General features: G+C 42.7%; 22 protein-coding genes, 1 tRNA gene and 2 pseudogenes. 14 read left to right on the plus strand and 11 right to left on the minus strand.

Annotated features, from left to right (window positions below):
• Positions 1-24 precede the first annotated feature (24 nt).
• Both NLZ44_RS24285 and NLZ44_RS24290 read right to left on the minus strand, forming a co-directional pair.
• On the minus strand, positions 25-1,161 hold the full coding sequence (locus NLZ44_RS24285; RefSeq protein WP_493751444.1) for a sensor histidine kinase: 1,137 nt from the start codon (positions 1,159-1,161) through the stop codon (positions 25-27).
• Entirely contained in the window at positions 1,154-5,170 is a 4,017-nt protein-coding gene (locus NLZ44_RS24290; RefSeq protein ID WP_493751445.1) for a GAF domain-containing protein, read from the minus strand. Before NLZ44_RS24290 ends, NLZ44_RS24285 begins: the two co-directional genes overlap by 8 nt.
• Positions 5,171-5,354: 184 nt before the next feature.
• Here NLZ44_RS24290 and NLZ44_RS24295 point away from each other — a divergent pair, with 184 nt between their 5' ends.
• The 6 genes from NLZ44_RS24295 to NLZ44_RS24320 all read left to right on the plus strand — a co-directional run bounded on the left by NLZ44_RS24295 (position 5,355) and on the right by NLZ44_RS24320 (position 14,111).
• Entirely contained in the window at positions 5,355-7,025 is a 1,671-nt protein-coding gene (locus tag NLZ44_RS24295; protein ID WP_493751446.1) for an AAA-like domain-containing protein, read from the plus strand.
• 49 nt (positions 7,026-7,074) lie between these two features.
• Entirely contained in the window at positions 7,075-10,578 is a 3,504-nt protein-coding gene (locus tag NLZ44_RS24300; RefSeq protein WP_493751447.1) for a WD40 domain-containing protein, read from the plus strand.
• A 13-nt stretch (positions 10,579-10,591) separates the two neighbouring features.
• Positions 10,592-11,029 carry a DUF4079 domain-containing protein gene (locus tag NLZ44_RS24305; RefSeq protein ID WP_111894231.1) on the plus strand — a complete coding sequence of 146 codons (438 nt, stop codon included), beginning with the start codon at positions 10,592-10,594 and terminating at the stop codon, positions 11,027-11,029.
• Positions 11,030-11,099: 70 nt separating this feature from the next.
• Positions 11,100-12,785, plus strand: coding sequence for an iron uptake porin (locus tag NLZ44_RS24310; RefSeq protein ID WP_493751448.1), 1,686 nt, complete (start codon positions 11,100-11,102; stop codon positions 12,783-12,785).
• A gap of 154 nt (positions 12,786-12,939) precedes the next feature.
• Entirely contained in the window at positions 12,940-13,236 is a 297-nt protein-coding gene (locus NLZ44_RS24315; RefSeq protein WP_493751449.1) for a DUF1830 domain-containing protein, read from the plus strand.
• Positions 13,237-13,442: 206 nt separating this feature from the next.
• Positions 13,443-14,111: an HAS-barrel domain-containing protein gene (locus NLZ44_RS24320; protein ID WP_493751450.1), complete on the plus strand. Its 669-nt coding sequence runs from the start codon at positions 13,443-13,445 to the stop codon at positions 14,109-14,111.
• Positions 14,112-14,127: 16 nt separating this feature from the next.
• Here NLZ44_RS24320 and NLZ44_RS24325 read toward each other — a convergent pair whose 3' ends face one another.
• Positions 14,128-14,937 (minus strand): SIMPL domain-containing protein, encoded by an 810-nt coding sequence (locus tag NLZ44_RS24325; RefSeq protein ID WP_111894413.1) that lies wholly within the window; start codon positions 14,935-14,937, stop codon positions 14,128-14,130.
• Between the two features lie 434 nt (positions 14,938-15,371).
• Between NLZ44_RS24325 and NLZ44_RS24330 the strand changes: the two genes are divergently transcribed.
• Positions 15,372-15,824, plus strand: coding sequence for a hypothetical protein (locus tag NLZ44_RS24330; protein WP_493751451.1), 453 nt, complete (start codon positions 15,372-15,374; stop codon positions 15,822-15,824).
• Positions 15,825-15,937: 113 nt separating this feature from the next.
• Here the strand turns inward: NLZ44_RS24330 and NLZ44_RS24335 are convergent.
• Both NLZ44_RS24335 and psbX read right to left on the minus strand, forming a co-directional pair.
• Positions 15,938-16,329, minus strand: a pseudogene (locus tag NLZ44_RS24335) (zinc ribbon domain-containing protein); the annotation flags it as partial.
• Positions 16,330-16,603: 274 nt separating this feature from the next.
• Positions 16,604-16,726, minus strand: coding sequence for a photosystem II reaction center X protein (gene psbX, locus NLZ44_RS24340; RefSeq protein WP_071829353.1), 123 nt, complete (start codon positions 16,724-16,726; stop codon positions 16,604-16,606).
• A gap of 360 nt (positions 16,727-17,086) precedes the next feature.
• On the opposite strand from psbX, the gene NLZ44_RS24345 reads away from it, so the two are divergent.
• Positions 17,087-17,371: a YggT family protein gene (locus tag NLZ44_RS24345; protein WP_006624885.1), complete on the plus strand. Its 285-nt coding sequence runs from the start codon at positions 17,087-17,089 to the stop codon at positions 17,369-17,371.
• On the opposite strand, the gene accC is transcribed toward NLZ44_RS24345, so the two are convergent.
• Complete coding sequence (gene accC, locus NLZ44_RS24350) at positions 17,368-18,729, minus strand: acetyl-CoA carboxylase biotin carboxylase subunit (RefSeq protein WP_493751452.1); 1,362 nt, start codon at positions 18,727-18,729, stop codon at positions 17,368-17,370. The genes NLZ44_RS24345 and accC overlap by 4 nt on opposite strands.
• A gap of 171 nt (positions 18,730-18,900) precedes the next feature.
• Between accC and NLZ44_RS24355 the strand changes: the two genes are divergently transcribed.
• Positions 18,901-18,981, plus strand: a tRNA-Leu gene (locus NLZ44_RS24355).
• Positions 18,982-19,691: 710 nt separating this feature from the next.
• Here NLZ44_RS24355 and NLZ44_RS24360 read toward each other — a convergent pair.
• On the minus strand, positions 19,692-19,931 hold the full coding sequence (locus tag NLZ44_RS24360; protein ID WP_493751453.1) for a hypothetical protein: 240 nt from the start codon (positions 19,929-19,931) through the stop codon (positions 19,692-19,694).
• Between the two features lie 321 nt (positions 19,932-20,252).
• Between NLZ44_RS24360 and NLZ44_RS24365 the strand changes: the two genes are divergently transcribed.
• From NLZ44_RS24365 to NLZ44_RS24375, 3 genes and pseudogenes are all read left to right on the plus strand, one after another.
• Positions 20,253-21,032: a hypothetical protein gene (locus NLZ44_RS24365; protein WP_493751454.1), complete on the plus strand. Its 780-nt coding sequence runs from the start codon at positions 20,253-20,255 to the stop codon at positions 21,030-21,032.
• A 159-nt stretch (positions 21,033-21,191) separates the two neighbouring features.
• Positions 21,192-21,437, plus strand: a complete 246-nt coding sequence (locus tag NLZ44_RS24370; protein ID WP_493751455.1) for a hypothetical protein — start codon at positions 21,192-21,194, stop codon at positions 21,435-21,437.
• Between the two features lie 94 nt (positions 21,438-21,531).
• Positions 21,532-22,682 (plus strand): annotated as a pseudogene (locus NLZ44_RS24375) (IS630 family transposase).
• Here the strand turns inward: NLZ44_RS24375 and NLZ44_RS24380 are convergent.
• The 3 genes from NLZ44_RS24380 to NLZ44_RS24390 all read right to left on the minus strand — a co-directional run bounded on the left by NLZ44_RS24380 (position 22,642) and on the right by NLZ44_RS24390 (position 24,354).
• Positions 22,642-22,968 carry a hypothetical protein gene (locus NLZ44_RS24380; RefSeq protein ID WP_493751085.1) on the minus strand — a complete coding sequence of 109 codons (327 nt, stop codon included), beginning with the start codon at positions 22,966-22,968 and terminating at the stop codon, positions 22,642-22,644. The pseudogene NLZ44_RS24375 and the gene NLZ44_RS24380 sit on opposite strands and share 41 nt — an antisense overlap.
• Positions 22,969-23,247: 279 nt before the next feature.
• Positions 23,248-24,153: a GUN4 domain-containing protein gene (locus NLZ44_RS24385; RefSeq protein ID WP_493751456.1), complete on the minus strand. Its 906-nt coding sequence runs from the start codon at positions 24,151-24,153 to the stop codon at positions 23,248-23,250.
• Between the two features lie 9 nt (positions 24,154-24,162).
• Entirely contained in the window at positions 24,163-24,354 is a 192-nt protein-coding gene (locus NLZ44_RS24390) for a hypothetical protein (protein WP_008053242.1), read from the minus strand.
• A gap of 265 nt (positions 24,355-24,619) precedes the next feature.
• On the opposite strand from NLZ44_RS24390, the gene NLZ44_RS24395 reads away from it, so the two are divergent.
• Entirely contained in the window at positions 24,620-25,066 is a 447-nt protein-coding gene (locus tag NLZ44_RS24395; RefSeq protein ID WP_008053751.1) for a XisH family protein, read from the plus strand.
• Positions 25,054-25,374, plus strand: coding sequence for a XisI protein (locus NLZ44_RS24400; protein WP_008053753.1), 321 nt, complete (start codon positions 25,054-25,056; stop codon positions 25,372-25,374). Before NLZ44_RS24395 ends, NLZ44_RS24400 begins: the two co-directional genes overlap by 13 nt.
• 14 nt (positions 25,375-25,388) lie before the next feature.
• Here NLZ44_RS24400 and NLZ44_RS24405 read toward each other — a convergent pair whose 3' ends face one another.
• Positions 25,389-26,009, minus strand: coding sequence for a Uma2 family endonuclease (locus NLZ44_RS24405; protein WP_493751457.1), 621 nt, complete (start codon positions 26,007-26,009; stop codon positions 25,389-25,391).
• Between the last annotated feature and the right edge of the window lie 67 nt (positions 26,010-26,076).

The raw sequence follows: 26,076 nt of genomic DNA on the forward strand, positions 1-26,076 counted from the left end.
ATTGTCTTAACAAAATGCAACTATTTATTTATATTTGGGGAAAGTAAAGTAAAACTGTGTTCCGAGTCCGGGGTTGGACTCTAGCCAAATTTTGCCCCCATAGCTTTCAATTATTTTTTTGCAGATAGATAAACCTATACCAGTACCGGGATACTTTTTGAAGGTATGTAGGCGGGTAAAAATTTTAAAGATATTCTCAAAATCTTTCGATTCAATACCAATACCATTATCAGCACAGCAAAATATCCAGTTAGTGTCAGTTTCTTGACAGGAGATATTGATTGATGGTGCTAAATCATCAGAACGATATTTAATGGCATTACTAATGAGATTTTGAAATACTTCTGTTAGATGAATATTATTGGCTTTTATGTGAGGCAAAATGCCATATTTAATAGTTGCGCGATTTTTTTCTATTTCTATCCTTAAATCTATCAATATTTGCGCTAATACTTGGTTACAATCAATTAATTCCAAAGCTGGAGAATGTGTATCACAACCACAATAAATCAATAAATCCTGAATCATCCTTTGCATCCGAATTGACGCACTAATAATATGACTCACATATTCTCTCGGTTTTTCTTTCAATTGATCAGAACATTCAATTTGTAGTAACTGAGCAAAAGCCTTTAAGCTGGTGAGGGGTTGTTGTAGGTCATGGGAAACCACAGAGGCAAATTGTTCAAGTTCCTGATTAGATCTGAGTAGTTGTTGATTTAGTTGTTCTAGGCGTGCATTTTGTTCGGCTAGTTGTCGCTTTTGGCGCACAATAGTAAGTTGATTTTCAACCCTAGCCAAAATTTCCAGTAATTCAAAAGGCTTAGAAATATAATCAACCCCTCCCACATTAAAGCCTTTCACCTTTTCTGATACATCTTTAAGCGCACTTAAAAAGATGATAGGAATATCCTTAGTTTCGGGTTTTTCTTTAAGGATTTTACAAACCTCATAGCCGTTTAAATTAGGCATCATGATATCCAGTAAAATCAAATCTGGGGGGTCAAATAAAGCTACATTTATTGCTTGTTTCCCGTTAATAACCCGCCGAACATCATAACCATTCTCAGTTAACATGGTAAATAAAAACTGTAAATTTTCGGGTTTATCATCGACAATTAAAATATCTCCTTTATTTTGATTAACTGCTACATTATTCATGGGTATATGGCTCCATTAAATCAATAATTTGGTCAAAGTAAAGATGATTAACATACCAAGTTAAAGCTTGAATAATTACCGTATTATCTGGAGGAATTTCAGCAATTAAATCCCTAAGTTGAGACTCCCTAGCTGCCATAGCTGCTCGATAGAACTGTTGAATCCATTGATGGTCTAAAATAGCAATATCCTTTGTAGTTAAGCGAGGAGGCCCTAACTGGGTTGAGGAACGAGAGTTAGAGACAGATTTTGCATAAATATAGTTTACCCCAAGATTGACACTAATGCAATCAAGAAGGGTTTTAATATTAAAAGGTTTATGAATTAAGTCATTACAGCCTGTCGCCAGAATTGACGATCGCTCTGACTCAAAAGCATGAGCGGTAATGGCAATAATGATGGTAGACTGACCCTGTGGAGTTTGTCTAATCTGTTGGGTAGCTTGATAACCGTCCATCACTGGCATTCTCATATCCATTAAAATTAGGTGTGGATGCCACAGTTGCCATAAATCCAAAGCCTGTTGACCATTTTCTGCTTCTTGTATTTGAAAACCCAAGGGAGTTAAAATATTAACTAATAGTTGGCGATGGTTAAAATTATCTTCTACCAATAAAATCCGATAATTGGGTTGATTAGGAGCGAGATTAATGCAGCTAATATCATCGATAGTTAATTCTTCTTCTGGGAGATATTCGAGGTCAATATTTTCGGAGTTAATCACTTCAACGGGGATATTAAACATAAATTTTGCCCCACCATCTACCACACTAACAATGGTAATTTTTCCACCCATTAAACTAACATATTGCTGAGAAATTGCTAAACCCAAACCAGTACCTTGTTGATGTCTGCGACCCACATCGGTTTGTACAAATGGTTTAAATAAGCGTTCTTGTTCGTCGGGAGTAATACCAGGTCCGGTATCTTCTACCTCAAAATAAAGTTGGCTAACAGAGCTAACAAATGATCCGCGCAGGGTGACATAACCAGCATCGGTAAACTTGATAGCATTATCTAGTAAATTGACCAAAACTTGCCTAAGTTTTGATTCATCAGTTTTGACATAATCAGGAATATCTTGCTCTAACTGTATATCCAGAACTAAATTCTTAGAACTTGCCTTAATTTGGAGCATGGTATTAATCCGTTCTAGCAAAGTTCTCAGGTTAAAATTGGTGGGATTTAAGGTTACTGTTCCCGCTTCTATTTTGGATAAATCCAGGACTTCATTAATTAGGGATAATAGATATTTTCCTGATTGTTGGATAATTTGTAGATAGTCTTGTTGTTGGGAAGTCAGACCAGAATTTTGCCCCAAAAGTTGGGTAAAACCCAGAATAGCATTGAGAGGAGTACGCAGTTCATGACTCATATTAGCTAAAAATTCGCTTTTGGCGCGGTTGGCGGTGTCGGCGGCTTCTTTGGCTTGTTGAAGTTGGGTAAATAGTTCGGCTTGGTAGATAGCAACTCCTAACTGTCGAGCAATTTGGGTGAGTAATTTTACTTCATGGTGGAGCCATTTACGGGGTTGTTTTTGGTAAGTAGCTAACATACCCCATAGGGTGTCGCCTACATAGACAGGAACTCCTAAATAGGCGTGAATATTGAGAGTTTTTAATAGTTTAATCTGACTGGCTGAAATGCTGCTATCTTGGTGACTATCAGCGATGACTACTTGACCGGATTTAAGATGCTTAACCACCAGTTTAATATGGGGAGTTTCTTGGTTCTTTTTCGCGGATATAATTCGCAAATCTGGTAATAATAAATGGTGGTAGTAATTGTCAGGGTTATTGAATTTATGAATCACGACGCTATCACATTCTAAAATTTGTTGTACGTCTTTGGTAGTATTGTCAAAAATCCGATCTAGTTCTAAGGTTTGACTAATCTGTTGAATGAGTTGGGTAATTGCCATTTCCCTGACTAGGCTTTCTCGCAAGGCTTCCTCGGCTTGAGTTCGGTCATTTAATTCTACTTGTAACTGATGATAAAGTTCGGCTTGGTAAATAGCGATCGCCAATTGGGTTGCCAATTGTTTAAGAAGCTGAATTTCCCAATTTTCCCAGTTTCGCAGACGTGCTACATGATGGACAATTAACAGACCCCATAAATTATCTCCCTGATAAATTGGTACAGAAATCCGAGATTTTGCTTGCAGATTAAAGGAATAATGCTGCGGAGAAAAGGCTCTCAGATTAGCATCATCATCATAGATAATTAATGGTTCTTTTTGGCTATCTTGTTGACCATGATTATACAAATAATCCTGATATTTACAGCCCAGAATTGTCTCAATTCCTGGCACAATTGATTCATGGGTAACAGTGGCTAAGTTTTGGTCATGACAGCGGAGAATCAACACCCGATCTAAGTTAAGTAAGTGACGCAACTCATTAACTGTATTTTGCAGAATATCATCAAGATTGAGAGATTGACTAATATGGAGGGTTAGTTGATAAAGAAGATGCTCTCTTTCCGCCTGTTGGCGTAGGTGTTCTTCGGTTTTTTTCCGGTTAGTAATATCTTCAGCAATGCGAGCAACTCTAACCACATCACCGCGCTCATTCTTAATAGGGAAAGCCCGATCGCAAATCCACAAAACATCACCATTAGGTCTAAATATGCGATATTCTATAAAGCTAGATTGAGCATATTCTTGGTAGGAAAAATTGACGATTACCGACTGTAAATCATCAGGATGTACTGCTTCTAACCAGGAGCCAGGATCATCATAAACACTCTGACAACTATGGCCCCAAATTTTTTCGTAGGCTGGACTGATATAAAACAACTTGTCTCCCCTAGGACTGGTCAGCCAGAAAACATCTTGAATATGATTAACTACTTGGCTAAATCTCTCTTCACTTTCCTGTAGAGCTTCTTGGGTTTTACAGCGCTCTGTAATATCCCGAAAGCAAACTACATAAAACGGTCGTTGTAACCACTCAGTTTCAGCCACAGTCATTTCTACCATGACCAGTCCCCGTTTGGGGTTAATAATTCCTAATTGTGCTACATCTCCCACAGTTATTGGCAATCCCAATTCATGGTTAATTAACTCTGATGAAGCACGCCCAAATAAATTTAATCCGGCGGGATTAACAGCATGAATTATTCCCTGACAATCTACCATTAAAATACTATCGGAAATACTATTAAAAATTACTTGTAAACGAGCCTCGCTTTCTTGCAGTTGGGATTCTATGAGTTTGTGGGAAGTAATATCTTGGGCGGTTCCTAAGACTTGTACAGCCAGACCATTAGCATCTTTGGTAAATGGCACTTCTTGCGATCGCAGCCAGCGATAGGAGCCATTTTTATGGCGTAGGCGGTATTCAATATCTAAAACTTCACCCTCTGATAAGGCTGAAACTTGCTCTAATATGGTTTCTAATATAGGTAAATCATCGGGGTGGATCTGCTCCCAATAAAAGCGATCACCCAAATTTTGTAAATCTTCTGGAGTAAAACCAAGTATCTTAATTACTTGTTGATTTACATAAACATTTCTCAAGTTTTTGGCATCATAAATATATATCAGTTTTGGGAAACTATTAATTATGGTTTCGATGAATTTTTGGTTGTGATATAACTGGGTAATATTACATTTTTCTTCGGAGCAGTCAATCTGGGGATTCTGGGCTTTCCCTAAAGCTAAACTTAATCGAAGCGATCGCTCTATTTCCTCAAGAATAAGTCGATTTTTGGGCAGATAATCTGTAGCACCCATATTCAAAGCAGCTAGACCCGCCTCTGAGTTGTCAACTAAGGCAATAACTGGGATAGGTAGTACCCGATGAATCCAATCTGGGAGGGAATATGTAGTATAATCGATAATATAAAGATGATATTCAGGGAAATTATGCTCTAAGGACTCCAAGGCGGGGGAGTATCGCTCTAATTTAACAGAAAGCGATCGCATAAATTTTAGCAACTGTCGTAGTTGGCCTTCGTAAACAGGATCATTTGTTACCAGGAGAATATTAAAGGGTCGGTAGTTCATAACATTCTCAGCTTCTCTTGAGTAATAGTTAACAGGAAAAATCTGGGAACCCAAACTTACCCCGGAGTTACTGATAGTTACCATTGTACCAGTATTGATACCAATAAATGGTTTCTGATGCAACCAGGTTTTTTTGGGGGGGGGATACAACTATTGATACACAATCAACACCCTAGTATATATTATGATAATTACTATGAACGGCGAAGCCTTACCTATTTTAGATATGGAATTTGAGTATCCTAACGATCCTGTGCCCCTCAATTCACCCTTTTATATTGATCGCCCCCCCATTGAACAACTAGCCTACCGAGAAATACAGCAACCGGGAAGTGTGATCCGTATTCGTGCCCCTAGAAAAATGGGCAAAAGTTCTCTATTGCAAAGAATCCAGGCTTATGGTAAACAGAAAAATTATCATATAGTCAACTTAGATTTAAGACAAACTGAATCCTCAATTTTATCAGATCTGAATCGTTTTCTGCGGTGGTTTTGTGCCATTGTAGGTCATTGCCTAAATTTACCATCGAGGTTAGATGACTATTGGGATGAAGATATCGGCAGTAAAGTGAGCTGTACAATTTATCTCAAATACTTGCTAAATTTAATCGATGCACCTCTGATCATAACCATTAATGAAGTTAACTATCTGTTTGAGTATCCCCAAGTAGCGGGGGAGTTTTTGCCGATGTTGCGCTCCTGGCATGAGGAAGCCAGACAATCGGAAGAAATGCAAAAATTGCGATTAGTTATGGTACATTCAACGGAGGTTTATATTCCCCTAAAATTAAATCAATCTCCCTTTAATGTAGGACTCCCGATCCGACTGCCATTTTTCACACCAGAACAGGTGAAAGATTTAGCTAAACGTCATGGGATCGAGGATAATGATGGCAATTTAGTCACGGCATTAATGGATATGGTGGGAGGTCATCCCTACTTAGTTAGGTTAGCTTTATATCATCTGGTAGTCACCCCAGATAATGATAATAAAAGCATAAGCGATCGCCTCCACAAAATTATCAGCGAAGCCTATACTCAAGGGGGGATTTATAATCAACATTTGTGCGAACAATTAGCGATTCTTAAAGACCAACCAGAACTATTACAAATTTTACAGTTGATTGTGATGTCTAATGACGGGATCATAGTCGAACCCATTGCGGCTTATAAATTGGAGAGTTTGGGGTTAGTCAGGCTAGAAGAAAATCAAGCGATCGCCAGTTGTCAACTCTATCGCCAGTATTTTAAATACTTGTATGAACAAGGAATCTTTAATGAATATTCTCGCCTGCATCAACTAGAAGCCATGAATCAGGAACTTGAGAAACTCGCCAATATAGATGATTTAACCCAAGTCCCCAATCGTCGTTTTCTGTTTTCCTATTTAGAAAAACAATGGCAAAAACATAGTTATACAGGGGAAGTAATTTCGATGATTTTGTGTGATATTGACTGCTTTAAGCTGTATAATGATACTTATGGACATATTGCCGGGGATCATTGCTTACAAAAAGTCGCGAAAGTTCTCCAATCTAGTCTTCATCGTGCCACGGATATAGTAGCGCGTTATGGGGGGGAAGAATTAGCGATTATTTTACCAGAAACCACCTCAAAGCAGGCTGTAAATTTAGCAAAAACCATTCGCCAAAATATTAAACTCTTGAAGATAGTGCATAAAAATTCCTTATGTGCGGATAAAATTATTACCCTGAGTATGGGAGTAGCTAGTATAATTCCCCAAGCCCACATCAACCACTTTTACTTAATGCAAGCGGCTGATGAAGCATTATATCAATCCAAAAATCAAGGACGCGATCGCATAACTGCTCAGGATCTAACTATCACCCTTTAGTCACCATTCCCGATAACCAGACTTTCCAGGTTCTTCCTGGCTTTGTAGTATGAATACATCTATTTATCAAGTTGGTGGAAGTTTACCCACACATCATATTAGTTATGTAGAGCGAGATTCAGATTATCAACTTTATCAGGCTTTAAAAGGGGGGGAATTTTGTTATATTTTCAATGCGCGCCAGATGGGTAAATCATCTTTAATGGTGCGGACTATGCACCGCTTACAACAAGATGAAATTATCTGTATCAGCCTAGATATGACTCAAGTAGGAGGGGAAATTATCAACCCTCAACAATGGTATAAGGGAGTTATTGTCAACCTGTGGCTGAGTTTAAAATTAAGAAATCAATTTGATTATAAACAATGGTGGAAAGACCATGATGATTTATCGTTAGTTCAGCGCCTAGAACAGTTTATTGATCAGGGAGTTTTAGCGAATATTTCCTGTCACAAAATAGTGATTTTTATTGATGAAATCGACAATTTATTGAGCCTGAATTTTCCCACGGATGATTTCTTTGCGTTTATTCGCTTTTGCTATAATCAAAGGGCGACTAACCCCGAATACAATCGCCTGACATTTGCCTTGTTAGGAGTAGCAACTCCGGGGGATTTAATTCGCGATCGCACTCGCACCCCTTTTAATATTGGTACAGCCATAAAACTGTCAGGATTTACCCCAGAAGAAGCCGAACCCTTAGCCCAAGGTTTAGAGGCTAAATTTGGTTGTGGAAAAACCCTAATTAGAGAAATTATAAAATGGACAGACGGACAACCATTTCTCACCCAAAAAATATGTAAATTAATGATGAATATAGTCCCCCAAAACGAAGCCCAGGACATCTTAAAAGGATTAGAGGGATTTTGGGTCGAGTCTATTGTCTATCGGTACATTATCGACCGTTGGGAATCTCAAGACGAACCGGAACACCTGCGAACTATTCGTAATCGTATCCTCTATAATCAGCGATTTGTCGGACGCTTACTGAGTATCTATCAACAGGTATTAGATAATCATCATATCAAGGCTGATGATAGTCGAGAACAAATAGAACTATTGTTATCAGGATTAGTCCTAGAAGAACAGGGCAATATCCGAGTCAAAAACCGCATATATCAAGCTATCTTTAATCGTGAATGGGTGCGAGAGCAATTAATGGTGTTAAGGCCCTATTCTCAAGCGTTGGAAGCGTGGATAAAATCAGAAAAAACCGATGTTTCTCGTTTATTAAGAGGTCAGGCTTTACAGGAAGCCCAACATTGGTCTCATCATAAAAGCCTCAGTGATGACGACTACCAATTTTTGTCAGCTTCCACAGAATTAGATGCTTTAGAAATCAAAAAAGCCCTAGAAGCCGAGCGCGCCAAAACCATCGAATTGCAACTGGTATCCCAGCAAAAAACCTCCCGACTGCAAAGATTACTGTTAGGGGCAGTTAGTGCAGGTTTTGCGATTACATTAATTCTAGGTTTGGCGACATTTTGGCAATATCGACAAGCGAAACTTAGCGAAATTCAAGCCCTCACGCAATCCTCGGAAGCCTTCCTCGCCCTCAACCGTCCTTTAGAGGCACTTTTACAAGCAATTAAAGCCAAAAAATCTCTGAATAAGCTGTGGTGGTCTAATGCAGAAATCCAGGCAAAAGTTGAGTCTGTGCTATCACAAACGGCTTATAGTATTCAAGAGTTTAACCGCTTTTCAGGACATAGGGGTTCCATTTATAATATTAGTTTCAGTCCGGATGGCAGATTAATTGCTTCTGTGGGTCAGGATAAAACGGTGAAACTGTGGCAGCCAGATGGTGAACTTTTGGCTAATATAAGCAGCTTTGAAGATGAAACGATCGCCATTAATTTCAGCCCGGATAATCACCTAATAGCGGTTGGTGTCCGGGATGGAAATGTGCAAGTTTGGAATGTTAAGCAAACTCCCCCCACCCTCGAATATTCCTGGAATGCACATGAACAACCCGTGATGTCGGTCGTCTTTAGTCCTGATGGTGAAATTATCGCCTCAGTTAGTCTTGATGGTAGTGCCAAACTGTGGAAAATCAACGGAGAATTACTCACCACCCTTAGCAATGATGGAATCCCACGGCGGGCGATCGCCTATAGTCCTAATGGTGAAATTATCGCCGTTGGTGGAGAATCAGGAATTATCGAACTTTTTAACTCCGATGGTTCCCTCTTAAAAACCCTGCCAAATCATCAAGGGGAAGTGATGGCGATCGCCTTTAGTCCCGACTCTGATCACCTAGTTTCAGCTAGTCGCGATCGCACCATAAAAATCACCAATACCCAGGGAGAAATCCGGCAAAGCATCGAAAGCCATGATGATGAAGTTTGGGATATTGCCTTTAGTCCAGACGGCAAATTGATCGCCTCTGGGAGTCGTGACCAAACCGTGCGATTGTGGAAAAAAAGCCCCATAGATCAACTTTACTATCCCCGGGAAGTATTTCGCGGTCACGAAGGCGAAGTTGATGCTGTCTCCTTTAGTCCCGATAGCCAAACCCTAGTTTCTGGGTCTTGGGATCGGACTTTACGACTGTGGAAAATCGATCATCCCCTGATGACAAACTTTCAGGCTCATGAGGGAGAAATTTGGGATATTGTGTTTAATGCCACCTCTGGGGTCATGGCTTCTGCTTCTAGTGACCAAACCATCAAGTTATGGGACTTCATGGGAAACCCCCTAGCCACCTTGACAGGTCATATCACCAGAGTCAACCAACTCGCCTTTAGTCCCAATGGTAAATGGTTAGCCTCGAGTTCCCATGATGGTACTGTGAAACTATGGAGCTTGGCATCAAATTCAGTCCACCGTACCCTCACCGACCATCAAGCCAGTGTTTGGGGGCTGCAATTTACCCCAGATAGCCAAAAACTGGTGACAGCGAGTTGGGATAATACCCTAAAAATGTGGGACGAATATGGCAATATTTCCCAGGTTTTCACCGGACATATCGGGGCGGTTTGGGGGGTTGATATTCGCTCCGATGGTGAGATGATGGTGTCTAGTTCCCATGATAATAGCCTCAAACTCTGGAGTTTAGATGGTAGATCCCATTCTCGGCTAAATAGCCATCAAGATGGCGTCTGGTCTGTGTTGTTTAGCCCTGATGGTGATTTGATCGCCTCTGGAAGTCGCGATCGCACCGTCAAATTATGGCTGTGGAACCCCACCACACAAACCTATAACCTTTACCAGACCCTATCCGGTCATCAGGGTACAGTCATTCAAGTAACCTTTAGCAATAATGGACAATATCTGGCTTCTGCTAGTGACGATCAAACCGTCAGAGTCTGGAGTCGCTATGGTGATAGCTTAGTTCATTTGGGGGGAAACTGTGGCATGGTCAGAACCGTAGAATTTAGCCCCGATGACCAAATTCTGGCTAATGGGGGGGGTAATGGCACCATCACATTATGGCAAATTGACAAGATCTTAGGTCTCAATACCCTAGAATATGCCTGTGGTTGGATAGGGGATTATTTACGCACCAACAAGAAGTTAGAAAAAAGCGATCGCCGTCTTTGTGAATTTTAGGGAAACAATAACTATGGATCTGCCTTCCTTTTTGTGGTTATGGAAAATCGCCGCCTGGTCTATGGGTCTTTCCATCACCGCTTATCTGATCTTAGCAATGACAGGGGGTTGGATGTTCACCTGTAGCCAGCAAAACGCTTCCCGTCCTCTGTGGTTGCGACCCCTTCATTATGCGATCGGCATGATTATGGTGGTTTTAGTTCTATTATTGTTAGCTGTGGGCATCATCGGAACTATTGGTCACTATGGGAACCTAGGACACTCTGTACATCTTCCGGCTGGTTTGACCGTCGTGGCTTTAGTCTTGCTTTCCGCCTGGAGTGCCCACCAAATTAACCCAGAAAAATCTTGGGCGCGATCGCTTCACATTACCACCAATGTTATTCTATTCTTGAGTTTTGCGATCGTCTCCCTCAGCGGTTGGGTCGTCGTTCAAAAATATCTGCCCTAATTTAACCTGCCCGAAAACTTAATCTGACTTAATCATGAACGGCAACAGCTTTAAACACCTGTGGTTTTCTATGATGGTTCTCCAGATCATGGCGACAATATTACCATCAACAGCGATCGCCAACCCAGACCTCCCCACCTCAGACACCTGGGAACAACTCCAACGTTACAGCCAGGAAGGCAAAAAAAAGCCCCAACAATCTCAAGTTACCTCCGTTTCCCAACTTAGCGACGTTCAACCCACAGACTGGGCTTTTCAAGCCTTACAATCTCTAGTAGAAAGATTTGGCTGTATAGCAGGTTATCCCGACGGAACCTTTCGCGGAAATAGGGCCCTAAGTCGCTATGAATTTGCGGCCGGAGTCAATACTTGTCTCGATCGCATTTCAGAAATCATCGCCGCCGAAACTAGCGATCGTATGACCCAAGGAGAATTACTCGCCGTTAAACGTCTCCAGGAAGAATTTGCCGCCGAATTAAGCCTACTACGACAGGACATTCGCCGCATAGACACCTATCTCGACCAAATCGAGAATAATCAGTTTTCCCTCACTACTCAACTGCGAGGGGAGGCAATTTTCGCCCTAACTGATGCTTTTGGAGAAGACACCGGAACCGATCAAACCGTATTCCAAAATCGCATTCGTCTCGACTTTAACACCAGTTTTACCGGACGAGATTTGCTATTGACCCGCCTACAAAGTGGTAACGCCTCCAGCTTTAACCGAGGAGTTATCGGGGAGGGAACCCAAACCTTTAACATTGTCGGTGATACAGAAAATCAAGTTCAGCTAGAACGCCTATTCTATCAATTTCCCGTCAGCGATCGTCTTTATTTCATCCTCGCCGCCAAAGGAGTTACCTGGGATGATTTTGTTCCTACCCTCAACCCCTATATTGATGACTACGACGGCGGAAAAGGCAGTTTAAGCGCCTTTGGTCAACGTAACCCCATCTACCGACTCGGGGGAGGCGCTGGAATTGGTATCAATTATGAATTTCGCGATCACAGTTTAACCAGCATCTTCGGTCCCACATCCCTATCTGTCGGATATCTCACCCCCACCGCCACCAATTCACAACCATCACAAGGCTTATTTAACGGCGATTTTTCCATTTTGGCACAATTGACTGTTACCCCCACAGATAACCTACAATTTGCCCTAACTTATAACCATAGTTACTTTACCCCCGGAAACTTTGGCTTTGATAATGGTCAGAACAATGGCCCCGTTTTTAATCGCACCACCGGAGAAGTTAACCGCAATGCCTTTAACGGCTACACTGGTACTGGCATAGCTAATTCCCTGCTGGGATTAACCAACGGACTTAACCCCCTAGGGGTCGCCACAGGCGTTTCTAGTCATTCTTATGGCTTACAATTATCTTGGCGTGTTCACCCTCAAGTTATCCTCGGAGGTTGGGGAGGATATACCGCCGCTAGGGCTATAGGTGTCGCTGATGGGCAAATTTGGAACTATGCTATCACTGTGGCATTACCTGATTTATTCCATGAAGGCAGTTTAGGCGGTGTGATCATTGGTCGGGAACCATATCTGGCTAATCTTGATGCTTCAGGAAGGTTGGGGCGTACCCTTCCCAATGACTCATCCTGGCATTTTGAGGGGTTTTATCGTTATCAGTTAAATGATTATCTTTCCATTACTCCAGGTATCATTTGGATTACTAATCCTAATCAAAGCGATCGACATCAAGACCTCGTAATTGGTACCATCAGAACTACCTTTACATTCTAGTACCCATCCGCTAGACCCCTTAACCACTGCCTCACATCTAAAACTGCCTTGATCAATTTTATCAATTATGGGAAAATTCACAATATCTTAACACTTACCACCTAGCATAATCGTAAGTCGCCTTTTTGTCTCTCAATTACACTAGGTTTATCCAATGTCCCCAATTTTTGATACCATACCTCCAACCTATTCCGACATCATTTTGTGCTACTATCAAAATGCCACCACTAAATTAGAAATTATCCGAATTTCTAATATCCCTGGATGGTACTTTGAACACATTGTCTTTCCCGGAGAACGCTTACTTTTTGAAGCAGTTACCGAAGCTCAACTTGAGATTTATCGAGGCGATCGCGTAAAGCCAAACCTCGCACAAGTAGTCCCCTGTATAAATTTAGCCACCAAAGAAAATCAAATAGCAGAACCCCATTTAGTCCTTGGCTGCGGTTAATAATCCATAAGCCAGCAGTGTTTACGGGTGCGATCGCAACGTAGGGGCGCGCCTCCGCAGTTAGTCACATTATTACCAAACCCGCCCTCTCTCCCCCAAAGTTCAAGAAACCCGGTTTCCAACCAATTATTAATTATTAATTATTAATTGTATCCGGGTTTCTAACCAACTATTAATTATTAATTATTAATTATTAATTATTAAATATGCGTCTTCCCTTTCCTCAGTTTGAGATCAACAACCGTCACCATAACCACTTTGCCGAGGTGATCGAAACATCAACCTCCGAGTTTTTAGCCCAGTGTTTAGAACCAGAAGACCTCAGTTTTCCAGTAATGCCCCCCTTTGGTAGTTGGGTAACAGCAATTGATGAGGAGTCCAATAATCGCGTCTATGGCGTAGTTTACCACGCCACCACCAGCCCCATTGACTCCGTACATAGAGCCAGGGCTTTAGGCTTATCCCTGGAAGAATTGCGGGAACAGCAGCCCCAAATTTTCGCCATGTTGAAAACAGAATTTAAGGCTGCTATTGTCGGCTTTGAGAAAACCTCCGGGGGGCTAAATGGTTCCACACCACAACGGGGACAGATTTACCAATATATCCCCCCCCGACCTCCCCAAATTCATCAAGCTGTGTATCGGTGTGAGTCGGAGGACATAGTTTATTTTAGCGAAAGCCTGGATTTTTTAGCCAGCTTACTACAAGTGATGAATGCCCCGGTAGACTCTTTAGTGGCAGCAACTATCCGGGAAATATATCAAATGCGAAATTGCGATCGCAGTTGGTTAATTGAAGCCGGACGGTCTATTAGTGTCCTGCTCAAAGATGATTACGATCGCCTGCGAATGATTTTAAAACAAATTCACCCCTAATAGTATGAGAATTAATTTAATATCGAATTTGTAATGTCACCGAAGCCCTAACCTCTTGTTCCCCTCCAATAACAGGGGTTGAAGCCTCTGGGGCGCTGGCCAAAGCGTCCGATCGCATCATCGGTCTAGGAACAGGGCTGCTGATATGATTGATCTGAATATTGACAATTTCCCGGCGGTTCAAGTTCAATGTATCTAACACAGTATCAGCCTGTTGCTGGGCTTGTTGAGTCGCCAACTGTAGGGCTTGTTTGTGGGCGGCGGTCAGATCAGCATCAGCAGCCACAAAACTAATACCATCAATGCGAGTAGCGCCAGCATTTACCGCCTGATCAAGTAAGTTCCCAACCTCCTCCGTTTTGAGGCGAAACGTCACGCTATTGGTCGCAGTATAGCCGATTAACTCTCGTTGGTTATTGCGATGGTTATAGTTGGGGTTGAGGCGAATTCCCGCCGTTTCCAACTTTTCAACATTGCGCGATTGCAGTAATTCTACCACCGCTGATGTACGTCTAGCCGCTTCTTGCTGAACCTCTTGGGCTGTTCTCCCTTGAACTTCCACCCCAAGCTGTACCTGAGTTAACGTCGTGGGAATAGTCACGATACCTTCACCACTGACCGTTAATGTTCTCGCCATTTGTTCCTGGGCGACCACCGGAGGGACAAAAGGAAGACTGATCAACCCCAAACCCAAGGATAAAGCAGCGATCGCCCCCCAGGGGTTGATAGAATTACGAGATAAGCGGGTTGTATTCATGATGGAATTTCTCCCCTGAATTATAGGCTTGATAAATTTGTCAAAGTTTGCTAACCCCAAAAATCGCAGAACTTCCAGGCTGCTATAGCCAAGATATTCAGCAACCGTCTATCTGTTTCATCTTATCAGTTCTTGATTCAGGACATATCAATAAACATGGGATTTCCCTGATCATGGCTTTTCCATAGCCCACTAGGTAGCACCACATCACCAGTGAAACCCCAGCCGCCAAAATTGGACAACGGATCTCATCAACTATTATGCGATCGGATGAGAGAAAACCCAAATGTCATCAACCAGTTTATTAACCGTCTACTCTTACATCCCTATAAAAAAATCAGTCTTTTATCTCCTGTAACTCTAGCTGAATAAGGATTATAGGGCTTCACTTCTAGGAGACCGCCAATCTTATTAATCCTGTCTAAGTTGGGATAGTATCACCCAGGATTCAGAAATCACATAATCACCCTCGTAGATTCTAATTGTAGAGTCAAATTCCAGTGATGCTTATCTCACAATTAGTCAGCCTAGCTATGCTAACTGTTTTACCTCCCTTGAGTTTAATTGCTTCTAAGCCAGCCTGGGCAGATTACATTAGAGCAAATCCCCAAAATGTCTTTATTATTAGCGTCGAAAATGCTACTAATAATATCAATGAAGCACCGATTATCACTGATTTTGATTGGTTTCATGGGGATAAAATTGGTTTGACTGGTGGCTTAACAGAAGAGGACTTAGATTATCAATTACTCATTGATTTTAACAATGATGGATTTGCCAACGATACAGTCATCCGTCTCCGGGAAACTCAGGAAATTTTGGGGGTGGTAATCAATGCCGATGATTTTGTCTTAGATGGTGAATTTATCCCCGTCTCATCATACCAGATTAAGTCCTGCATGAAACAGGACAACATCCTTAATTGCAACTTTAACTTTCCTCAGATTAGGGAATAATGACAGGTAGACACTTAAAACCCCTCTCTTTCTTGGGGAGAGGGGTCAGGGGTGGGGACAAAAGAAACCCAGTTTCTAAGTAACCCTCCACTGGGGAAGGGAAACTGATACATTTACGCGACATTTTTCCGGTTGTTCCCGGACAATGCAACGATAGCACTATTACCCGTTAAGGTAACAGAGGCGGTATCCCGCAAAGCTTTTAGAAAGATTCCCAAAGCACCGTTCCAGTCCCGTGGTAGAGTGAACCCGCACTCAGGACATCGGAACACTTTTGAGCCACCTAGCTGGGAATGGACATGACCACAGTGAGTACAGGTTTTGCTGGTGTATTCTTCGGTCACATCTACAACTGTTCAGTTATTTCCCCTTGATGTCTCAGGGTTAGTTTGAATCGATAATGCGCCCATGTCAGCATGGCGCGGGCAGTCTTAGACCTGATTAGACGCTTCACCTTGGCAACCATATTGGAAGTCTCGAAGGTGGGCAAAAAAATCCGGCTGTGTTATGGGATGGTTAGGGATGCGACCCAATCAACCAAGGGGTTGAAGTCCTCACCGGGTAGTTATTTCGCCCATTTCAGCTCTATTTCATACCCGAAGGTCTCGCACCATACTTGGTATTGTACCGTATTGCCGTAAAATGTTAACCTAATTTGAGATTAAATCATGCTCTCCTAGAAACCGGGCTTCTCGACGGTTGGGGGGGGAGGGGGAATAGCGATCGCCCCTAGCCCCCATAAACCCCAATTTAGCTAAAAATCGGCTCCTGTCAAGTTTCTAAGAACGACGGATGATTTTATCCTTCTGGCTAATAAAGATTAACCCAACAGTTGCGGGGACGACAACGATCAGGAGACCAGCCAGCAAGCTATAGAAGAAATTCATCAATGAAGGTGTCATCTTAATCAGATCCTTAGAGTGCAAGTGCAGATTATATTTTTATTATTGTAAACTACCCGACGCTGAATCGAAGATTACAGCCCGGGCTTCCTACCTACCAAACCGCCTATAGCAGTTTTTTCTCTACTATTGGATCTTACGGTTTGGCGATCGGCTTTGCCCCGCGTTCCACAGGTCATCAACATGGTTATCGCTATTTGCCATGTCATGTAATGTCATGTGCATCTATCATACCATCAACCATGAATATGTCAATTAGCCCATCAAACTCCCTTTTAGTTAACTTGGCAACCACTGCCAATTTAGGGTGCTGGCTAACCCCTAAAATGGGAAAAGGTTAACAAACTTCAACTCAAGGCGATGACAACTTTTACCATCTTAGACTGGACTCTGGGCTTGTTCCTAGCCGGAATGACCCTATTATTTATTTTCCGCATTGTTTTGACCTGGTATCCCCAAGCCGAGTTAAATCAGTTTCCGTTTAATCTGATTTTCTGGCCAACGGAACCATTTCTAGCCATCACCCGCAAAGTGATTCCCCCTTTGGGAGGCGTGGATATTACCCCGGTGATTTGGGTAGGCATTTTTAGCCTCCTGCGGGAATTATTACTGGGACAACAGGGAATCCTGAGAATGATTGTTTAACTAGAAGGTGAATTTTTGTTCATCCACTGTTCCACAAAATTGGTGTAAACCTCACCCTTGAGAAATTCCGGCGTTTCCATAATTTTCTGATGAAAACTGATGGTTGTGGGAACTCCGGTAATAGCAAATTCCCGCAAAGCGCGTTTCATCCTTACTATAGCCGCCGCCCGGTCAGGAGCCCAGACAATTAGCTTACCAATGAGAGAATCGTAATAGGGGGGAATCTCATAATCGGTGTACACATGGGAATCAATCCTGACCCCATTACCCCCCGGTGGGAGATAGCCGCTGATGCGTCCGGGGTGTGGTCTAAAGTTGCGATCTGGATCTTCCGCATTAATCCGACATTCGATCGCATGACCCCTAAGCTGAATTTTATCTTGGGTCAGATGCAATTTTTCTCCTTGGGCGATGCGGATCTGTTGGGCGATTAAATCTAGCCCCGTTATCATTTCTGTTACCGGGTGTTCTACTTGGATACGAGTGTTCATTTCCATAAAGTAGAACTTCCCATGGCGATCGAGTAAAAATTCTACTGTTCCCGCCCCGGTATAGTTAATTGATGCGGCTGCTTTCACCGCCGCCTCTCCCATTTTTCGCCGGAGTTCAGGATTTAAAGCCGGACTGGGCGCTTCTTCCAGTAGCTTTTGATGTCGTCGCTGAATTGAACAGTCCCTTTCCCCTAGGTGAATCACATTCCCAAATCCATCGGCTAAAATCTGAAATTCAATATGGCGGGGACACTCGATAAATTTCTCGATATATAAGCCTGGGTTTCCAAAGGCCGCTTCTGCTTCTCCTTGGGCGGCGGAAAATAGTTTCGGCAGTTCCTCGGCGCTTCGGACCAGTCGCATTCCCCGACCTCCTCCCCCGGCGGTGGCTTTGATAATTACTGGATAGCCAATTTTTTGGGCTATTTTTTGGGCGGCTTTGTCATTGGTGACTAAGCCTTCACTACCGGGAATGGTGGGAACACCGAAACGCTGCATGGTTTCTTTGGCTGTGGACTTATCTCCCATTGACCTAATCGCCTCGGGGGTTGGACCGATAAAGGCGATGTCGTGGTCAGCGCAAATTTCCGCAAATCTGGCATTTTCCGCTAAAAAACCATAGCCAGGATGAATGGCGGTGGCGTTCCGGGTTAGGGCGGCGGAGATGATGTTGGGGATGTTTAGATAACTTTTGCTGCTACTGGGTTCGCCTATGCAAACAGCTTCGTCGGCTAACTGGACGTGCAAGGCATGGCGATCTACAGTGGAGTGGACGGCCACTGTGGCAATCCCCATTTCTTCACAACTTCGGAGAATCCGTAGGGCAATTTCCCCACGATTGGCAATCAGGATCTTTGAAAACCGCATTTTCGGTGGTATTCGGGCAATAATCAGTTAGGATATGTTATTTTGGGACTTTGTGGAAGAGACTACCCAAATTTGTTGGCAAAAAAAGTTTGGCAATTTTGGAGTTTGGTGCTACTATGGTAAATTAGCACACCGATGGGAAAAATCATTCCTAGTCCTCGGTTGTCTTCTGCGGATGTGGCGGAATTGGTATACGCGCACGTTTGAGGGGCGTGTGGCTTTGCCTTGCGAGTTCGAGTCTCGCCATCCGCATTGCTCTTAAACCCCTATCCTAACTGCGATTGTCGGGAAACACTCAACCCGATAGTCGCATTACTACACTCTTAATACACTCTATCTAGTCTTAACATACGGGACAATTAGCGCATATCCCTTAGCAACAAAGCTTAATTATTGACGGGTTAATCAATAAGCACAACTTAATTAATCTGTCAAATATCTATATCACCACCCCAACCAAACACGCGATAGGTTAACTCCCTTGTGATACCCGTCAAGGGCAAGCCTACCGGTTCCTAACGTCACCATTGACTGCTATCACATCGGTCACTTCCCCAATAGTGTCTGTTCCGGTTGGGGGGAGGATTGTTTCTCAAAATCAGAATCATCTCCTACCGGAACTAACCCGATACCCCTAAACAAATTTACCGCTGGAGGAGACTATCGAGATGTGAACCGATACCAACATAATCCTCAGCAAGTCTCCATTCTATGTTGGCAATCATCACGTGCAACAACCGATACCCACATAATCAGCTCACCTCCAAAATCTTAGCCGTCTATTGGGGGTAATTTAGTTATGGGTATTATGTGGACATGATAGGGTGAGCATTCATATAAAGCGTTTTCAAGACTGTAAATACAGGCCTGTAAAGGGAAAATATGCAGACACCCCCTACAGTCAGAAACCATAGGGGGCCATTTTAGGGTATTGGGTTATGGGTTAGGTGCTAGGTAGGCTACTAGGGTTTGCGCCAATCATCAGCATTAGGGGTATCTTTACGGTTAGGGTTCTGATGATTGTTACTCGATTTACAAATGATTCTATCAAAGGAACTTTTCATAAAATCAAGTAAAATACGCAACAATTCACTGTTATAGTCAAGTTTTGACTCGATAACCTTATCCTCTTTAAGTATCGCATAAGTCGAAAATATAACTATAACTACTATTAAAGCTAATTCAATAATTACTATATTCATTGTGTTAATATCCAAAAATAAAGAGTGAACCATTTTATCCGTTCTAACGGGTCAAATACCGCATAAAAACTGCTATATGGGGGTGATGAGAAAGGTGAAGAATGGAGTGTCGGGAAAAAAAGAAGGGAAGCTAGAGAGAAATTACCAGAAGAATACGATGGTAATATAAACACTATTTGGAATCAAGATAGTTCCGAAGAATTCTGGGATGAATTTAGCGATAGTTGCAAAGAATCTATCATCTTAGTTGCTCAAGGTTTAGATGAGTATATTGCACTGCAAAGAATAGAGGAAAATAGACAGCAACAATTAGTTAACGCTGTGGTAGAAAATGGTGGTGAGAGATTCAGAATCGTATCATCTTTAAGGAATTTGCAGGAAAATATTGCAACCACATTAGCCCAAACTGAAATACTAGGAAATAGAGATATAGGTCAATTTATGGGGTCAGGTGATTTCCAAGAAATTAGCACATCAGCTAATCTTAAAATACAATTAACCTTGGTTTTATACAACTACAAAAAACCGCCATATTGGACTAAAGATAGGCGGTCAAAACTACAAAAAACTCAAATAGAATTACCATCAGTTGATAGGAGTAAAATCACTTGGGATAGACTGCAAAAGATATTTACCCAACCCAGTAAATCAGCATTTACTAAAGGCAATATTAAAGTTACTTGCACCATGAGCAATGGCAGAAAATTCTCATTTTTTGTTAATGAATCAAGTAAAAACGAAGCTGAGGCTCTATGTAAACAATTAGTTGATTTAACTAACGCTAAGATAGTTTACCCTATTACATTTGAAGAAAGAAAAGGCTTTGGTGGCAGGGAAAATGTGAAAAGAATCAGGGAAAGTAGAATGTATATTAGTGAGGTTAAAATACTTAACTGGGAGTTAATCGATAAATTTGAGCAAGCGAAAATTGATTTAGGTGAAGGTAGCGTATTAGCAATGTATCAGGACCCCAGAAAAACACAAGCCAAAATACCCCTACACTTTGAGAAAAAACCGACTTGGGTTGACGATGCTATAAAGAAAGCCACTAGAACGTCACTAGAGTTAAAAACAGGAAACAAACCCCCAATATCAACCTAATTATCAGATTTTCGGTGTAATGTTGGTATTGGTAACGTGCTGTTGTATTTAAGATAAAAGAAGCTACATAGATGTAGCATTTCACTCATTAAACACAAGCCACCCAATCAGCGAATATACTGCTATAGTCTAAATATTGAATTGAGTAAAAATAAAACTATGGCCGCTCCCAAATTGCTAAATGCTACCACGATGGAAAATCAACTACTTGAACTTATCGAGCAAACCCAGCGTATGCAATCTATCGCAGCAAATAATCCCAATGGTGCAACCGTTATCACAAGCTACACGCGTAACATGGCTACAGGTCTTATCAGTGTCTCCATGTCAATCCCTAGTGATGATGTTTTAGACCCTACAGACGGTTCTATTGACGTGGTAGCGACTGAGTTATTTGTTGATTAATAGATATTGGGTAGGTGTTAATATCATCACTCTACCTACTGGACTGTTTCGGCTAAAATAGGGTAATAGATACCGAGGACGGAGGACTGCAATTATGGGAAGAGGTCGGCGAGATCAAGTCTATCTAACGGTCGAACAGAGAGAAAATCTGGAACAAATCAGTCGAAATGGTCATGCACCCGCCAAAAAAATCCTACACGCTCGTATTTTGCTGATGTCTGATGAAGGAGAAATGGCTCCGAGAAAATGGACAGACCAACAAATAGCAGAAGCTTTACAAGTCCATCAGAATACAGTGGGGCGGATTCGCCAAAGATTCCTTCAAAAAGGGGAACAAGTGGCTCTCAATCGGCAACCGAGAAAAACTCCACCGACTCCACCCAAAGTAGATGGAGCCACCGAGGCTCAAATTATTGCCCTGTGTTGTTCGGACCCCCCATCTGGGAGAGCTCAGTGGACGCTCAGACTGTTAACATCCGAACTCAAAAAACGGCAAATTGTCACCGAAATTTCCTGTACGACCGTGTGGCGGACTCTAAAAAAAACCAATTGCGACCTTGGAAAACCCAACGATTCTGTATTCCCGAACGAGATTTAGCCAGATTTGTGGCTCAAATGGAAGTCGTTCTCGACCTCTACAGTAGCGTCCACAGTGAAGAGGAGCCTTTAATCAATATGGATGAAGCCTCAATCCAACTCCGAGGACATCTCTATGAGGCGGTCGCCATGAAACCCGGACATGACAAAAAAGAGGACTATCACTATACCCGTGAAGGGGTGCAAGCTTTGTTCATGTTTTTCGATCCCAATCGGGGCTGGCGACGGGTCAGCAACCGAGACTCTCGGACGAGGGTAGATTGGGCTGAGGAAGTGCGTCAACTTTTAGATGAAGACTATCCTCATGCTCGAAAAGTCAAGCTGGTGTGTGACAATCTGAATACCCATAACATCGCCTCACTTTATGAGGCTTTTCCGGCTCCCGAAGCCCATCGTTTGGCCCGGCGGCTGGAAATTTATCATACACCCCGGAATGGCAGTTGGTTAAATGTCGCCGAAATTGAACTGAGTATTTGATCCAAGCAATGTTTGGCCCGAAGGATCGCCACCAAAGAAGCGCTGCACCGGGAGATAGAAGCCTGGCAAAAAGAGCGAAATCAGACCGCATCTCGGGTAATCTGGAAATTTGCCACCGGCGATGCCCGCCTCAAATTAAAACATCTTTATCCGGTTTTTGAAATGGCTTGACCTCCAGAATTCCCCCACACTTTCTGAGAGTTAGTTGGGAGCGATCGCCTGTTTCTTGCTGTCCGTTTTCGGCGATCGCCCGTTTGGTGTCGTCCTTTTGACGCGATCGCCTGTTTTGTGCTGTCCGTTTTCGGCGATCGCCCGTTTGGTGTCGTCCTTTTGACGCGATCGCCTGTTTTGTGCTGTCCGTTTTCGGCGATCGCCCGTTTGGTGTCGTCCTTTTGACGCGATCGCCTGTTTTGTGCTGTCCGTTTTCGGCGATCGCCTGATAGTTTTTGAGCGTCACTGTTTGTGGAGCATACTAAAGCAGCAAATTAGCCGAAACGGTCCAGTAGGGTGGGTTGAGTGCGTAACCCACCGCCAGTGGAGAGTAGGAGTGGTGTTGACATTTGATTAACATTTGAATGGTCAACGGTGCGTTACATTTCATTAACGCACCCTACTCCTTCGTAGGGTGGGTTGAGTGCGTAACCCACCGCCAATGGAGAGTAGGAGTGGTGTTGACATTTGATTAACATTGTAATGGTCAACGGTGCGTTACATTTGATTAACGCACCCTACGGGACTAAAGCTTACAAGTCTCCGCGCGAGATAAGAATAATATACGAACTTCAAAAAGACGGGGGAGATGACCCAGACGGGGGAGATGACCCCTTGGTGCGGCAAGGGAAAACGTGCAATTCATCCACGATATCACCGAACCATCCCTAAGCCAGCCTATCTTGTCATAAAACTGTTCCTTGATTGTTGTATCACCTGGAATGCGTCCATCAGGCTTACCTTCACAATTGATGTAAATTTCCTTCTGGACACTAAACCCGAAGCGTCCGTTACTGTGTTTGACCCAAAGACCATCGATGATTCGCAAATCCTCGCAGGGAAAGTTTTTGATATCATCGTCGTCTAAATATCCCCGTTGGGTTTGTCCCGCCACCGCTAACATCATCTTAGTCGTTTCTTGGTCGGCTGCTTTCCACTCACCTGATTTCAATAATCTGTCGAGTTCGGTATAATCAAAACCAGAAGAAGACAGGATGGGAGTATCTGCCACGGCTTCAGTTATCGACTCGAGTTGAGATGCGATCGCTGCTATCTGTGACGATTGGGATTCTAGTTGAGATGCGATCGCTTCTATCTGCAATTCTATCCTTGATAGTGATTGGGATTGAGATGCGATCGCTTTGACCTGCGATTCTAGTTGAGATGCGATCGCTTTTCTCTGGGATTCTAGTTGAGATGCGATCGCTTTGACCTGCGATTCTAGTTGAGATGCGATCGCTTTGACCTGCGATTCTAGTTGAGATGCGATCGCTTTTCTCTGGGATTGGAGTTGAGATGCGATCGCTTTTCTCTGGGATTGGAGTTGAGATGCGATCGTTTTTCTCTGGGATTCTAGGCGTGATTGAGATTGGGTCAAACCGTCAATTGGCTGAGTCATTTCATCTCCGTAAGACTGTAACTGAGAGACCATCAACTGTGCCTATTCTACCTGAGACTGAGACAATTGCCAAACCCGCTTGGCTGCCGCAATGCGTTTTTTCTCCTTCTCCAAAAACCCGGAGGGTATCCCACCAATCACAGGGGGATAGGGTGTCAGGTCATAACCACACACGGAACAGGTTTCCACCTCATTTGGTGTATATTCCGTTTCACAAACAGGACATTTCGCCATGATTCTCAACCCCGATAAGACGTAGAAACCGTGGAATGGTGACACTCATCACAAGTATAGCTATAGTGGGTGGCATTATTCGATCTATTATAACTCGCGAATGCCACTCGCTGTCAATACTTCATCGACCGTTAATTCCAACTCTGGGAAAGTGGGTGAAAAAATGCGATCGCTCCGGGAAAGACTGGATTGGTGCTATAATAATTGACAGCAACTCAAACTGAAAATTAACTGGCTTGACTGTTCATCAAGCTATTAGGGTATTATGCCTCGAAGAGATACAACTCATAATATTATCAAACAAGCTATAATCAAAGATGGTTGGGAAATTACAGATGATCCTTATGTTATTTCCTACGGTGAGCGATTTTTATTTGTAGATCTGGGTGTGAGGCGATCGCATTTTCCGACCCAGCCAAAAGGATCTATTATTGGTGCCAGACGCGATCGCACCCGTATTGCCATTGAAATCAAAGAATTTAGAGGACTATCGGCGATCGCCGATTTAGAACAAGCGATCGGACAGTATAGTTTATATAGGCTATTACTGAATGAAGTAGATCCGGAACGGCATATTTATCTGGGTGTTACGGATCTCATATATGAGACAATCTTCAGTGAAACAATTGGTAAACTGGTGATTAAGAAACTGCCTTTAAATCTCTTAGTAGTTGATGTGACAAAAGCGGAGGTTAAACAATGGATACCATAACTCACGATCGCGAAATTGTCAAACAAGTTATCTGTGAATATGCACAACTGCGTCCATCTCATGGCGAGATTCGATTGGATACGGTATTTGATGATCAACAAGAACATTATGCACTGATGCAAGTGGGTTGGGATCGAGGTAGACGAGTCCGAGGAAATCTCATCTATATTGTTTTGCGTGAAGGAAAAGTTGTGATTGAATATGATGGGATGGAAGCGGGAATTACTCAAGATTTGATTGAAAAAGGCATTCCTGAAAACCGCATTATTTTGGGGTTCTTGGAAGAATCTAATGCGGGGCGGGTATGATATGATTTTCTATATTATAACTCACGAATGCCACTCGCTGTCAATACTTCATCGACGGTTAATTCCAACTCTGGGAAAGTGGGGGAAAAAATGCGATCGCTCCGGGAAAATGACCGGAGTTGATACTCGCCTTCAACCAACCGATAAACCAAAATCTGCGGCTGCTTGGGATTGCCTAAAAATGCACGAGATGCGATCGCTAAATAATCCACAATCCAATATTCTGCAATTCCCAACCGCTGATACTCCTCCCGCTTGTCAATATAATCATCCTCCCAGTTGGTGGAAACTACCTCGACGGCTAATTCAATGGGTTCGGTCAAGGCTCCATAAGTCCGCACGTGGCGATTCCAAACCTCAGCTTTCACTACCGCCACATCAGGATTTCGCCCCCTTTCTTCCCCCTCCTGGGTCACGGTTTTGACGATGATATCTTTATCGATAATATAGTCTAAATTCAGCCGTTCACTTTCCCGGTCAAAACGACGAACCAAAAACCGAGCGATATTTTTATGGGCGCGGGTTGGTTCCACTTTCACCAATTCTCCATTAACTAATTCATACCTCCCTGAACCGTCGGGATACTGTTCTAAAAAATCAGCAAATGTCAATTTTGGGGATGATGTTATTATCATATAATATTCCTCCTTCGTAGCCAGCCAATTGAGAGCATAAACGGTGTTGACATTTCATTAACATTGT

The organism is Arthrospira sp. PCC 9901, assembly GCF_059013425.1.